At 62.1% G+C, this 13,590-nt stretch carries 8 protein-coding genes; 2 read left to right on the forward strand and 6 right to left on the reverse strand.

Annotated elements, in window-relative coordinates; translation table 11 throughout:
* Positions 1-426 precede the first annotated feature (426 nt).
* Positions 427-1,911, forward strand: a complete 1,485-nt coding sequence (putP, locus tag M5B96_RS07025) for a sodium/proline symporter PutP (RefSeq protein ID WP_248795985.1) — start codon at positions 427-429, stop codon at positions 1,909-1,911.
* 76 nt (positions 1,912-1,987) lie between these two features.
* Here the strand turns inward: putP and M5B96_RS07030 are convergent, their stop codons facing one another.
* Both M5B96_RS07030 and M5B96_RS07035 read right to left on the reverse strand, forming a co-directional pair.
* Positions 1,988-3,256: an O-acetylhomoserine aminocarboxypropyltransferase/cysteine synthase family protein gene (locus M5B96_RS07030; protein WP_248795986.1), complete on the reverse strand. Its 1,269-nt coding sequence runs from the start codon at positions 3,254-3,256 to the stop codon at positions 1,988-1,990.
* 170 nt (positions 3,257-3,426) lie between these two features.
* Positions 3,427-3,921, reverse strand: a complete 495-nt coding sequence (locus M5B96_RS07035; protein WP_248795987.1) for a DUF2165 family protein — start codon at positions 3,919-3,921, stop codon at positions 3,427-3,429.
* Positions 3,922-4,071: 150 nt separating this feature from the next.
* Between M5B96_RS07035 and M5B96_RS07040 the strand changes: the two genes are divergently transcribed.
* Positions 4,072-4,908, forward strand: a complete 837-nt coding sequence (locus M5B96_RS07040) for a 23S rRNA (adenine(2030)-N(6))-methyltransferase RlmJ (RefSeq protein ID WP_248795988.1) — start codon at positions 4,072-4,074, stop codon at positions 4,906-4,908.
* Positions 4,909-5,056: 148 nt separating this feature from the next.
* On the opposite strand, the gene msrA is transcribed toward M5B96_RS07040, so the two are convergent.
* The 4 genes from msrA to aceE all read right to left on the reverse strand — a co-directional run bounded on the left by msrA (position 5,057) and on the right by aceE (position 13,442).
* A complete protein-coding gene (gene msrA / locus M5B96_RS07045) occupies positions 5,057-5,704 on the reverse strand; it encodes a peptide-methionine (S)-S-oxide reductase MsrA (RefSeq protein ID WP_248795989.1) in 648 nt (215 codons plus the stop codon).
* Between the two features lie 78 nt (positions 5,705-5,782).
* Positions 5,783-8,476 (reverse strand): putative bifunctional diguanylate cyclase/phosphodiesterase, encoded by a 2,694-nt coding sequence (locus M5B96_RS07050; protein WP_248795990.1) that lies wholly within the window; start codon positions 8,474-8,476, stop codon positions 5,783-5,785.
* A 329-nt stretch (positions 8,477-8,805) separates the two neighbouring features.
* The gene (gene aceF / locus M5B96_RS07055) at positions 8,806-10,785 is read right to left on the reverse strand and encodes a dihydrolipoyllysine-residue acetyltransferase (RefSeq protein ID WP_248795991.1); all 1,980 of its coding nucleotides are present in this window, start codon (positions 10,783-10,785) and stop codon (positions 8,806-8,808) included.
* An 11-nt stretch (positions 10,786-10,796) separates the two neighbouring features.
* Positions 10,797-13,442 (reverse strand): pyruvate dehydrogenase (acetyl-transferring), homodimeric type, encoded by a 2,646-nt coding sequence (gene aceE / locus M5B96_RS07060; protein WP_248795992.1) that lies wholly within the window; start codon positions 13,440-13,442, stop codon positions 10,797-10,799.
* Positions 13,443-13,590 lie beyond the last annotated feature (148 nt).

The following is a 13,590-nucleotide window of genomic DNA, read 5'->3' on the forward strand; positions in this document are numbered from 1 at the left end:
GTGGCATCAGCTGGCGGAAAGAGTAGCGCTGGCTCGGCCTAGGTGCAACCGGGTGCAACCTATTTTTTGCAGGAAAAAACGGCGGCAGATCAGGAATTATTTTCCCGTTTGTATTTGTCGCCTCTGGTTCGGGCTTTTCCGGGCGTCCCGGGAATTTTTCGCACTGAAAAGGGGCGTGAAAGCGTCGGAAAATACGCAAAATCCAATAGGTGCAACTTATTCTGGAGAAATGGGTTGCACCTTATTCGCCTTGTTGAATAGCATTCGTCGCCGCAGTGCAACCTCCTATGTGTTGTAGGTCGGGGCCGGCGATTTTCCTGAGGAAATATCGGTCATAAATGCCTTTCTCGTTTAATCGTCTGACAAACATCATTCTCTGCGTCGGTCGGACCGGCGCTTAATAAAAACAATGCCAGGGATTTTTCAATGAGTGTAAGCAACCCAACCCTGATCACATTTGTGATCTATATCGCCGCCATGGTGCTGATCGGCCTGATGGCCTATCGCTCGACCAACAACCTCTCCGATTACATTCTCGGTGGGCGCAGCCTTGGCAGCGTGGTGACCGCGCTGTCGGCTGGCGCTTCCGATATGAGCGGCTGGTTGCTGATGGGTTTGCCTGGCGCGATCTATCTGTCCGGTCTGTCGGAAAGCTGGATCGCCATCGGCCTGATCGTCGGGGCCTACCTGAATTGGCTGTTCGTCGCCGGGCGCCTGCGGGTACAGACTGAACACAATGGCGATGCCTTGACCCTGCCGGACTATTTCTCCAGCCGCTTCGAGGATCACAGCGGCCTGCTGCGGATCATTGCGGCGCTGGTGATCCTGGTGTTCTTCACCATCTACTGCGCGTCGGGCATCGTTGCCGGGGCGCGGTTGTTCGAAAGCACCTTTGGCATGTCCTATGAGACCGCGCTGTGGGCTGGTGCGGCGGCGACTATTGCCTACACCTTTATCGGCGGTTTCCTGGCGGTGAGCTGGACAGATACCGTACAAGCCACCTTGATGATCTTTGCGCTGATTCTCACGCCGATCATCGTGCTGCTGGCCACCGGCGGCGTCGACACCACCTTCCTCGCCATCGAAGCCAAGGACCCGGCCAACTTCGACATGCTCAAGGGCACCACCTTTGTCGGCATCCTCTCGCTGATGGGCTGGGGCCTGGGTTATTTCGGCCAGCCGCATATCCTGGCGCGTTTCATGGCGGCGGACTCGGTCAAGTCGATCGCCAAGGCCCGGCGTATTTCCATGACCTGGATGATCCTGTGCCTGGGCGGTACCGTGGCGGTGGGCTTCTTCGGCATTGCCTACTTTTCGGCGCATCCCGAGGTGGCCGGTCCCGTCGGTGAGAATCACGAGCGGGTGTTTATCGAGCTGGCGAAGATCCTGTTCAATCCCTGGGTTGCCGGGGTGTTGCTGTCGGCGATCCTGGCGGCGGTGATGAGTACCTTGAGCTGTCAGTTGCTGGTCTGTTCCAGTGCCCTGACCGAAGACTTCTACAAGACCTTCCTGCGTAAATCGGCTTCCCAGTCGGAACTGGTCTGGGTCGGCCGCGCAATGGTGTTGCTGGTGGCGCTGGTGGCCATCGCCCTGGCGGCCAACCCGGAAAACCGCGTGCTGGGCCTGGTGAGCTATGCCTGGGCCGGGTTTGGCGCGGCGTTCGGCCCGGTGGTGCTGATCTCGGTGATCTGGAAGGACATGACCCGCAATGGTGCGCTGGCCGGGATTCTGGTGGGGGCGATCACGGTGATCGTCTGGAAGCACTTCAACCTGCTGGGGCTGTACGAAATCATTCCGGGCTTTATCTTCGCCAGCCTGGCGATCTATATCGTCAGCCGGATGGGTACGCCCTCGGCGCTGATGCTGCAACGCTTCGATGCGGCGGAGAAACAATTCCGCCTGGAGCATTGATCGAGGAGGGCCCGAGGCCCTGAATATCGGTCGATCGGAAGACGGCCCGTCTCCTCTGGAGGCGGGCCGTCTTGCTTCAGGTCCGTAGCGCTTGTTGCAGGTCTTCGAGGATGTCCTCGATCGCCTCGATGCCAACGGACAAGCGGATCATTTCCGGCTTCACTCCGGCCTTGGCCTGTTCGGCTTCGTTCATTTGCCGGTGGGTGGTGGAGGCCGGATGGCAGGCCAGGGACTTGGCGTCGCCGATATTCACCAGGCGCTTGAAGATCTGCAGCGCATCATAGAAGCGTACTCCGGCTTCATAGCCGCCCTTGAGGCCGAACGAAAGGATCGCCGAAGGCTTGCCCTGCATGTACTTGAGCGCCAGTTCATGGTGCGGGTGGTCCGGCAGGCCGGCGTAGCTGACCCAGGCGACGTGTTCGTGGGCCTTGAGGAACTGCGCCACCTTGAGTGCGTTCTCGGTATGTCGCTCCATGCGCAAGGCCAGGGTTTCCAGGCCTTGCAGCAGCAGGAAGGCATTCATTGGCGCCAGGGCCGCTCCAGTGTTGCGCAACGGTACGGTGCGGGCGCGGGCGATAAATGCCGCCGGACCGAATTTTTCCGTGTAGACCACGCCGTGATAGGCGGCTTCCGGGGTGTTCAGACCGGGGAATTTTTCCGGGTGGTCGGCCCAGGGGAAGGTGCCGGCATCGACAATCACCCCTCCCAGGGAGTTGCCGTGGCCACCGACGTACTTGGTCACCGAATGCACGACGATATCGGCGCCGAACTGGATCGGCTTGCACAGGATCGGCGTCGCCACGGTGTTGTCGACCATCAGGGGTACACCGTGCCGATGGGCAACCTCGGCGAAGCGCTGGAGATCGACGATATTGCCCGCCGGATTGCCAATGCTTTCGCAATAGACCAGTTTAGTGTTCTCGTCGATCAGTTCGGCGATGGCTTCGGCGGAGTCGTCGCGGGCAAAACGCACATCGACACCGAAACTCGGCAGCAGATGGGCGAAGAGGGTGTAGGTGCCGCCGTAGAGTTGCGGTGTGGAGACAATATTGTCGCCGGCGCGGGTCAGGGTCTGGATCGCGTAGTGGATCGCAGCGCTGCCGGCGGACACCGCCAGTCCGGCGATGCCGCCTTCAAGGGCGGCGAGTCGCTGCTCCAGCACGTCGTTGGTGGGATTCATGATCCGGGTGTAGATATTGCCCGGGACATCCAGGTTGAACAGGTCGGCGCCGTGCTGGGCGTTATCGAATTCGAAGGCGACGTTCTGATAGATGGGCACGGCCACGGCCTTGGTGGTCGGGTCCGACTTGAAACCGTGGTGGAGCGCAATCGTTGCGTCTTTCATAAAGTCTCGACTCAGTGGAATTCCATTAATGAGCACTGCCAGGCAGGTGCGGTCGCTTAATGGTCTCGTGTGTCTGAGTCGCCAATGACCTTGGGTTTCGTGCCCGCAGTCGGACCGCAAACCGGCGCGCCAGTGTCCGATACTGGCGCGCAATCGGCAAGCGACCCAGCTTAAGTCAGCTCGTTGTCCGCCTGATTGACGAAGATCAGCACCCCGAGGAGCGCCATGTAGAACTTGAAGGCCGGCTCCTGGCCATTCCAGGTCGCTGATTGCCACATCAGGAACCACTCGCCGCCGACCACCATGAAACCGAAGAACCAGACCAGGAAACCCACGGTCGCGCCGCCGATGACCCATTTCTTCGCCTGTCCGAAGCTGATGGTATCGGCCCTGCGCGCTCGCCAGAGCGACCACGCGCCACAGCTCAGCAACAGCGCGCTCAGGCCTTCGCCGAAGATGATCAGCCAATAGGCGGCATGCCAGAGCGCGGGGTTGCTGATTGCGCGGTACATCGCGGCATTGTCCGGGAAGGTGGTGTCCATGCTCAGCACATGGCGGACAAAGGCGAAGTTGGAGCCATAGTCGGTGATGTTGTTGAAGGTGACCATGAGAGCGAAGGCCGCGAGGGCCAGGGTGAGGGCAATCTTGGCGTAGCGGGCGGGCATGACTCGGATCCTTCTTCCGATAGGCGGGAAAGCGACCTTATCACTGCGCCGCCCCGGGAATATGTCGGACAGTTCCGATGCCACCGGTACGCTGCGACCTGACGTAGGCCCGGGCACAAGGTAAACTTCGCCTCCTTCGCAGGAGTCGCCATGAACTACCGTCACGCCTTCCACGCCGGCAACCACGCCGACGTCTTGAAACACCTGATCCTGACCCGCCTGATCGCCCTGATGGCACGCAAGGAGCAGCCGTTCGCCTATCTCGACAGCCACGCCGGCATCGGCCTGTACGACCTCAAGGGTGACCAGGCCAGCCGTACCGGCGAATACCTGGAAGGGATCGCCCGCTTGTGGGGCGAGCCTGACCTGCCCGCGGTGACCGCCGATTACATGCGCGTGCTGCACGAGATGAACCCGGATGGCGAATTGCGCTACTACCCCGGCTCGCCGGAGCTGGCGCGGCGCCTGACCCGTGAGCGCGAGCGTCTCCTGCTCAACGAGAAGCATCCGGAAGACGGCAAGCTGCTCAAGGACAACATGAAGGGCGACCGGCGTGTGGCGGTGCACCTGGGCGAAGGCTGGCATGTGGCGCGGGCGTTGCTGCCGGTGGCGGAAAAGCGTGCGGTGCTGCTGATCGATCCGCCGTTCGAACAGCTGGATGAAATGCAGCGTTGTGCGGCATCGCTCAAGGAGGCCATCGGGCGCATGCGCCAGACGGTGGCGGCGATCTGGTATCCGATCAAGGACCAGCGCGCGCTGAAGCGTTTCTATCAGGACCTGGCGGGCAGCGGCGCGCCGAAGTTGCTGCGGGTGGAGTTGCTGGTGCATCCGCTGGATACGCCGGCGAGCCTGAACGGTTCGGGCTTGGCGATTGCCAATCCGCCGTGGGGGCTGGAGGAAGAGTTGCGGGAGTTGCTGCCGTGGCTGGCGCAGAAGCTGGGGCAGACCCAGGGCGACTGGCGGATGGATTGGCTGATTGCCGAGTAACTCGGACTTTGGGGTTTCCCGCTCTCGTGAGCGCATCGGAATCTGTGGGGGGCAGGGCTTGTGTGGGAGCGGAGCTTGCCCGCGAAGAGGCCCGTGAGAGCGCTAAAAGCTTCGCGGGCAAGCTCCGCTCCCACAGGGGGGCGTTCAATCAGATCGGGCAGGTCACGCCCGTGCCGCGAATCCCGCAATAGCCCTCGGGATTCTTCGCCAGGTACTGCTGGTGATAGGCCTCGGCATAGTAGAAGGTCGGCGCTTCGTCGATTTCCGTGGTGATAGCGCCGTGGCCGGCCTTGCTCAGTTCGGCCTGGAACAGCTGCTTGCTCTTCAGTGCCGCTTCCAGCTGGTCCGGCCTGGTGGCGTAGATCACCGAGCGGTACTGGCTGCCGATATCGTTGCCCTGGCGCATGCCCTGGGTCGGATCGTGCAGTTCCCAGAACAGCGCCAGCAACTGTTCGTAGCTGACGATTTCCGGCTCATACACCACCAGCACCACTTCGCTGTGGCCGGTCAGGCCCGAGCAGACTTCCTCGTAGGTCGGGTTCGGGGTGAAGCCGCCGGCGTAACCCACCGAAGTGCTATATACCCCTTCGCGTTGCCAGAAGCGCCGTTCCGCGCCCCAGAAGCAGCCGAGGCCGAAGATCGCGAATTCGACGTTGCCAGGGAACGGACCCAGCAGCGGGTTGCCATTGACGAAATGTTTTTCCGGCACGCTCATTGGGGTTTCGCGGCCAGGCAGAGCTTGTTCTTTGGTTGGGAGCACGTTTTTGTTCACCAGTATTTCCGAGCGCAAGACCATGTCGCAGTCCTCTCAGTCAGGTTGGGATAAGCGATACAGGAAGATAGACCAACAGTGTGCCCGAGTGTTACAGCGCTGTCAGGCCAAAGGGCCGCGCGGGTAACGCTTGAGCTGCTGGATCAGTTCGATGCCGGGGATCGGGCGGTCGAACAGGTAGCCCTGGCCGACGTCGCAGCGATGGCGCCGCAGGAAGGTCAGTTGCTCGTAGGTCTCGATCCCTTCGGCCACTACCTTGATCTTCAGGTTGTGGGCCATGGCGATCACCGCGGAGGTGATTTCCATGTCGTCCTGGTTGTCCGGGATCTCATGGATGAAGCTGCGATCGATCTTGATGATGTCGATCGGGAATTTCTTCAGGTAGCTCAGGGACGAGTAGCCGGTGCCGAAGTCGTCCATGGCCAGGGTCAGGCCAAGTTTTTTCAACTGGTCGAGTTGCTGGTGGGTGTCTTCGGTGGCTTCCAGCAGCAGGCCTTCGGTCAGCTCCAGCTCCAGCAGGGACGGCGCCAGCTGTTCTTCCTTGAGGATGCTGGCGATGGAGGCCACCAGGTCCGGGTCGGAGAACTGCTTGGGCGACAGGTTGATCGCCACCTGCAGCTTGCCCAGCCCGGAGGCGGTCAGTTGCTTGCTCATGCGGCAAGCCTGGCGCGCGACCCATTTGCCGATCGGGATGATCAGGCCGGTTTCCTCGGCGACGCTGATGAACTGGTCCGGGCGGATCATGCCGCGTTCCGGGTGATTCCAGCGCAGTAGTGCTTCCATGCCCAGCAGGCGGCCGCTGCGCAGGCACAGCTTGGGCTGGTAGAACACGTCCAGCTCGTTCTGGGTCAGGGCACGGCGCAGGTTGTTCTCGACGAACAGCTTGTAGCTGGCCTCGGCATTCAGCGCTTCGGTGAAGACCTGGACCTGATGCTTGCCGTTGGCCTTGGCCTTGTGCAGGGCCAGGCCGGCGTTGCGCATCAGGGTCTGCGGGTCGCGGCCGTGCAGCGGCGCGCAGGCGAGCCCCACGGAGCCGGTGACGCTGATCAACTGGTTGTCGACAAACATCGGCTTGTCGAGGGTGGTCAGCAACTGGCTGGCGATCTGTTGCCCGGTTTCCAGGTCGGTATCGTCCAGCAGCACCGCGAATTCGTTACTGGCGAAGCGCGCCAGGCTGCCGCTCGGGCTCAGGCTGTTGCGCAGGCGCCGGGCCAGGCTGATCAGCAGCTTGTCGCCGGTCTGGTGGCCGAGGCTGTCGTTGATCCGCTTGAAGTTGTCGATGTCCACCAGCAGCAGGCTGATGGGCGAGTCGCTGTCGCGGGCGAAACGCTCGTCGAGGTTGCGGATGAAGGCCGGGCGGTTGCCCAGGTTGGTCAGGTTGTCGGTGTAGGCCAGGCGTTCGATGCGCTGTTGCGCCAGCTTGGTCTGGGTGATGTCTTCGTAGATGCCGATGTAGTGGGTCAGTTCGCGATTGTCCCCATAGACCTTGGAAATCGACAACTGGCCCCAGTAGGGTTCCAGGTTCTTGCGCCGGCTCTTGAATTCGCCCTGCCAGCTGTTGCTCTTGGCCAGGCTCGAGGGCGCGTCGAACAGCAGTTCGCTGAGGTTCTCCAGGGCCGGCAACTCGGAGAGCTTCTGGCCGTGGACTTCCTCGGTGCTGTACTGGGTGATGGCGGTGAAGCTGGGGTTGACGTATTCCACCACGCCTTCGCTGCTGACCAGCAGGAAGGCATTGGCGCTCTGCTCCACGGCGCGCTGGAACAGGTGCAGGGCGCTGGTGGCGGCCCGTCGGTTGTGATTGTTGATGACCTGGGCGAATTGATCGGCCAGTTCGCCGGCAAAGGCGATTTCATCGGACTGCCAGGCGCGGGTCTTGCCGGTCTGCTCCAGGCACAGCACGCCGACCACCTGGCCGTCGATGCGGATACTGGCGTCGAGCATGGCGTTGGTGTCGCGAGGCCTCAGGCTCTCGGCCATTTCTCGGGTGCGTGGGTCATGTATCGCGTTGTGCGCGTCGATGGCGCGGCTGGTGTGCAGGGCTTCCAGGTAATTGGGGAAACCACTCGCGTCGATGATATCGGGCACTACGTATTGCTGGCGATCACGGTGATAGGCGCAGATCGGCACCAGGCGATCGCCTTCCAGGTTCCAGATGCTCGCGCTGTCGATTTCGTAGATATCACAGGCGCAACGGGTGATCAGTTCGGCGGCTTCGAGCAGGGACTTGCCCGCGCTGTAGCGCTGGCGCGCGAGGCGCAGGATCAGGTCCTGTTGGGCGCGTACCCGGTCCAGGTGTTGCAACTGTTCCTGCTGGGCGCGCTGGTTCAGTTCCAGGGCAATCTGCAGGCGGCTGTTCTGGGTCTCCAGGTCGCTGGTCGGCAGGGTCGGCTCCTGGCCGAGCAGGCCTTCGACCACCAGCAGGTAGCCGCGCAGCAGGTGACGGTTGTGTTGCTTGTAGGCCTCGCCGACTTCCAGCAGGCTCAAAGGGCCCTGGGTGGTGTGCAGGGTGTAGCGGATCAGGTAGTGCGGGCTGTCGACCAGTTGCTGCTGGATGGTGTCGTGCAGCCGGTAACGGGCTTCGGGCTCCATCAGGCTGGCATAGGGCGAGCCGACCAGGGCGCACAGTTCGATGGCCGGTTGGCCGAACTGGCGTTCGCAATTGGGGTCGAGGAACAGCAGTGCCCAGCTTGCTTCATTCAGCCGTTCGAAACGCAGCATGCCGAGCCGCGAGGGCACCGGCAATTGCGTTACTACCTCGGCCGCCAATCTATTGGCGACATCCGGTTGGCTTTTCATTAAGAGCTCGCTTCAAGAGTACGGGTCACGCTGGGTCAAGACCGTTTTTCTGGCGTGTTGGGCAAGGTTGCATTAAGCGGGTCAGGCTGACAAGCACAACAGTGGCTCCGTGCCTTCAATGTATCGGCAGAAGGGGCGATTTCTTCAATAAGCGGGCTTCGCAACCCGTGTATTTCGCGGGAGGCGTGGCGTTTGCTGAATCGTTTGCGGGATTGCTTGGAAAGCGAGCAAAAAAAGCCCCGCCAAGAGGCGGGGTTGAGGTACGAGCGTGGCGCTCGGAAATCGATGCACGGTTCCGGTCTCTCCGTGGGAAGAGACCGGGATCGCGGTTACAGCAGGATGGTGCGGATGTCCGCCAGCAGGTCGCTCAGGCGCTTGGTGAAGCGCGCGGCGGCCGCGCCGTTGATCACCCGGTGATCGTAGGACAGCGACAGCGGCAGCATCAGCTTGGGCTGGAAGGCCTTGCCGTCCCAGACCGGCTGGATGGTGGCCTTGGAAACGCCGAGGATCGCCACTTCCGGTGCGTTGACGATCGGCGTGAAGCCGGTGCCGCCAATGTGCCCGAGGCTGGAAATGGTGAAGCAGGCGCCCTGCATGTCGTCGGCGGAGAGCTTCTTGGTCCGGGCTTTTTCCGCCAGGGAAGCGGCTTCGGCAGCGAGTTGCAGCAGGCTCTTCTGCTCGACGTTCTTGATCACCGGGACCAGCAAGCCATCCGGCGTGTCGACGGCGAAGCCGATGTTGACGTACTTCTTGCGGATGATCGCCTTGCCGCTTGGCGCCAGCGAACTGTTGAAGTCCGGCAGTTCCTTGAGCAGGTGGGCGCAGGTCTTGAGCAGCAGTGGCAGGATGGTCAGCTTGACGCCAGCCTTCTCGGCCACGGCTTTCTGGGCCACGCGGAACGCTTCCAGCTCGGTGATATCCGCCGAGTCGAATTGGGTCACGTGCGGCACGTTCAGCCAGCTGCGGTGCAGGTTGGCGGCGCCAGCCTGCATCAGACGGGTCATCGGCACTTCTTCGATTTCGCCGAAGCGGCTGAAGTCCACCACCGGGATCGGCGGGATGCCGGCCCCGCCGGTTGCGCCGGCAGCCGCGGCGGCCGGTGCTTCCTTGGCCTTCTGCATCATCGCCTTGACGTAGACCTGCACGTCTTCCTTGAGGATGCGACCGTGCGGACCGCTGGCGCTGACCGCGCTCAGTTCGACGCCGAATTCACGAGCCAGTTGGCGTACCGCCGGGCCGGCGTGAACCTTGGCGCCCGGGTTGGCTGGGGCGGCTGCCGGAGCGGCAGCCGGGGCCGCTGCTGCAACAGGTGCCGCTTCAGCCTTGACCGGTGCGGCAGCTGCCGCCGCCGGAGCGGCTGGAGCGGCTGGAGCGGCTGGGGCCGCTGGGGCCGCGGCGCCTTTGACCTTCAGTTTGAGGATCAGGTCGCCGGTACCGACTTCGTCGTCGAGCTTGATGGAAACGCTTTCCACCACGCCGGCGGCCGGCGACGGGATTTCCATGCTGGCTTTGTCGGATTCGAGGGTGATCAGCGATTGATCGACCTCGACGGTGTCGCCGGCCTTGACCGAGACTTCGATGATCTTGGCCTTGCCCGACGAACCGATATCCGGCACGTGGATGTCCTGGACGCTGTCGGCAACCGGAGCAGTTGCTGCAGCAACTGGTGCTGCAGCGGCAGCCGGCGCGGCGGCTGCCTGGGCCGGGGCAGGAGCCGCGGCTGGCGCGGCGCCGGCGACTTTCAGGACCAGGATCAGGTCACCGGTGCCGACTTCGTCGTTGAGCTTGACGTTGATGCTTTCCACGACGCCGGCGGCCGGCGATGGGATTTCCATGCTGGCCTTGTCGGACTCGAGGGTGATCAAGGATTGATCAGCTTCGATACTGTCGCCGACCTTGACCGAGATCTCGATGATCTGGGCCTTGCCCGACGAACCGATGTCCGGCACGTGCACTTGCTGGGCCGTGGCGGCGGCCGGCGCGGAGCTTGGCGCGGCAGCCGGTGCGGCAGCGGCAACTGGCGCGGCGGCCTGGGCGACAGGCGCTGGTGCAGCCGCGGGGGCCGCGGCTGCGGCACCTTCGACTTCCAGTTCCAGCAGCTCGTCGCCTTCTTTCAGGCGGTCGCCCAGCTTCACTTTCAGGCTCTTGATGATACCGGCTTTCGGCGCGGGCACTTCCATGCTCGCCTTGTCCGATTCCAGCGTCAGGATGCTCTGGTCGGCTTCGATGCGATCGCCGACCTTCACAAACAGTTCGATTACTTCACCTTCACCGCTGCCGATGTCAGGTACGCGAATGAGTTCGCTCACAGGGTGTCTCCTCAGCAGTCCAGTGGGTTGCGTTTTTCCGGGTTGATCCCGAACTTGACGATGGCGTCGGCCACCACCTTGGGTTCGATCTCACCACGGTCAGCCAAGGCTTCCAGGGCTGCCAACACCACGAAATGACGGTCGACTTCGAAGAAGTGACGCAGCTTCTTGCGGCTGTCACTGCGGCCGAAACCGTCGGTACCCAGGACTTTGAACTCCTTGGATGGGACCCACTGGCGAATCTGTTCGGCAAACAACTTCATGTAGTCGGTAGAGGCGATCACCGGACCTTTGCGGCCGTTGAGGCATTCTTCGACGTAGCTCAGCTTCGGCTTCTGGCCAGGGTGCAGGCGGTTGCTGCGTTCCACGGCGAGGCCGTCGCGACGCAGTTCGTTGAAGCTGGTCACGCTCCACACGTCGGCGCCGATATTGAATTGCTCGCGCAGGATCTTCGCCGCTTCACGCACTTCGCGCAGGATGGTGCCGGAGCCCATCAGTTGCACGTGGTGAGCCGCTTCCTTGGTGTCTTCCTCGAGCAGGTACATGCCCTTGATGATGCCGTCCTCGACACCGGCCGGCATGGCTGGCTGCTGGTAGGACTCGTTCATCACGGTGATGTAGTAGAAGACGTCCTGTTGCTCTTCGGTCATCTTCTTCATGCCGTCCTGGATGATCACCGCCAGCTCATAGCCGTAGGTTGGATCGAAGGTACGGCAGTTCGGGATGGTGCCCGCGAGGATGTGGCTGTGGCCGTCTTCGTGCTGCAGGCCTTCGCCGTTCAGCGTGGTCCGGCCGGCGGTGCCGCCGATCAGGAAGCCACGGGTACGGCTGTCGCCGGCAGCCCAGGCCAGGTCGCCGATACGCTGGAAGCCGAACATCGAGTAGAAGATGTAGAACGGCAGCATCGGCTGGTTATGGCTGGAGTACGAAGTGCCGGCGGCGATGAAGGAGCTCATGGCGCCCGCTTCGTTGATGCCTTCTTCGAGAATCTGGCCCTTCTTGTCTTCCTTGTAGAACATCACCTGGTCTTTATCGACTGGCTCGTAGAGCTGGCCGACGGAGGAGTAGATGCCCAACTGGCGGAACATGCCTTCCATACCGAAGGTACGGGCTTCGTCCGGGATGATCGGGACGATGCGCGAGCCGATTTCCTTGTCCTTGACCAACTGCGCGAGGATCCGCACGAAGGCCATGGTGGTGGAGATTTCACGGTCGCCCGAGCCGTCCAGGATAGCCTTGAGGGTATCGAGTGGCGGGGTCGGGATGTTGACGCTTTGCGCACGGCGCTGCGGCACGAAACCGCCCAGTGCGCTGCGACGCTCGCTGAGGTAGCGGGCTTCGGCGCTGTTGGGTTCCGGCTTGAAGAACGGCAGGTTTTCCAGTTGCTCATCCTTGACCGGGATGTCGAAACGGTCGCGGAACAGCTTCAGGCTTTCAACATCAACCTTCTTGGTGTTGTGCGCGGTGTTCTTCGCTTCGCCGGCGCCGGTGCCATAACCCTTGATGGTCTTGGCCAGGATGACGGTCGGTTGTTCCTTGTGGTTGACCGCTTCGTGGTATGCCGCGTAGACCTTGTACGGGTCGTGGCCGCCACGGTTGAGCTTCCAGATCTCGTCGTCGGACAGGTCGGCAACCATCGCCTTGAGTTCCGGCGAGTTGAAGAAGTGTTCGCGCACGAACGCGCCGTCCTTGGCCTTGTAGTTCTGGTACTCGCCGTCGATGACTTCGTCCATCCGGCGTTGCAGGATGCCGTCGACGTCCTTGGCCAGCAGTGGATCCCAGAAACGCCCCCAGATGACTTTGGTGACGTTCCACTGGGCACCACGGAACACGCCTTCGAGTTCCTGGATGATCTTGCCGTTGCCGCGAACCGGGCCGTCGAGGCGCTGCAGGTTGCAGTTGATGACGAAGATCAGGTTGTCCAGCTTCTCGCGGCCGGCCAGGGAGATCGCGCCGAGGGATTCCGGCTCGTCGCACTCGCCGTCGCCGAGGAAGCACCAGACTTTCTGCTTGCCTTCCGGGATGAAGCCACGGGCTTCCAGGTACTTCATGAAGCGTGCCTGGTAGATCGCCTGGATCGGACCCAGGCCCATGGAGACGGTCGGGAACTGCCAGAAGTCAGGCATCAGCCAAGGGTGCGGGTAGGACGACAGGCCCTGACCGTCGACTTCCTGGCGGAAGTTGTTCATCTGTTCTTCGCTGATGCGGCCTTCCATGAACGCGCGGGCGTAGACGCCTGGCGAGGTGTGGCCCTGGAAGTAGATCAGGTCGCCGCCGTGTTCGTCGGTCGGGGCCTGGAAGAAGTAGTTGAAGCCGATGTCATACAGGGTGGCGCTGGAGGCGAAGCTGGAGATGTGACCGCCCAGGTCAGAATCTTTCAAGTTCGTGCGCATTACCATGGCCATCGCGTTCCAGCGCACCAGCGAGCGAATGCGGCGTTCCATGAACAGGTCGCCAGGCATGCGTGCTTCGTGGGTGACGGGAATCGTGTTGCGGTACGGCGTGGTGATGGCGTAGGGCAGTTGCGAGCCGCTGCGGGTCGCGAGTTCGCCCATACGGGTCATCAGGTAGTGAGCACGGTCTTCGCCTTCTTTGTCGAGAACCGATTCCAGGGCGTCCAGCCATTCCTGGGTTTCGACGGGATCGAGGTCTTGCATGGCTTGCTCCAGGGCGGAAAGGCTTCCAGAATCGGTTGCCTGAGTTTGCGACTGGCCTTGTGGGCAGACGACATAAATTCTTGGATGTCCGGAGGTTGTACCGGAGTCCTGTAGTTTTACTACAAATCGTCGGCCATTTCAGCCTTTC

The organism is Pseudomonas sp. MWU13-2105, assembly GCF_023242315.1.
Taxonomy (GTDB): Bacteria; Pseudomonadota; Gammaproteobacteria; order Pseudomonadales; family Pseudomonadaceae; genus Aquipseudomonas.

Bases quoted from the DNA above. Each gene is read 5' to 3' on its own strand.
- M5B96_RS07030 (WP_248795986.1), bottom strand. From the start codon at position 3,256: ATGAAAGACGCAACGATTGCGCTCCACCACGGTTTCAAGTCGGACCCG.
- putP (WP_248795985.1), top strand. From the start codon at position 427: ATGAGTGTAAGCAACCCAACCCTGATCACATTTGTGATCTATATCGCC.
- M5B96_RS07040 (WP_248795988.1), top strand. From the start codon at position 4,072: ATGAACTACCGTCACGCCTTCCACGCCGGCAACCACGCCGACGTCTTG.
- aceE (WP_248795992.1), bottom strand. From the start codon at position 13,442: ATGCAAGACCTCGATCCCGTCGAAACCCAGGAATGGCTGGACGCCCTG.
- M5B96_RS07035 (WP_248795987.1), bottom strand. From the start codon at position 3,921: ATGCCCGCCCGCTACGCCAAGATTGCCCTCACCCTGGCCCTCGCGGCC.
- msrA (WP_248795989.1), bottom strand. From the start codon at position 5,704: ATGGTCTTGCGCTCGGAAATACTGGTGAACAAAAACGTGCTCCCAACC.
- M5B96_RS07050 (WP_248795990.1), bottom strand. From the start codon at position 8,476: ATGAAAAGCCAACCGGATGTCGCCAATAGATTGGCGGCCGAGGTAGTA.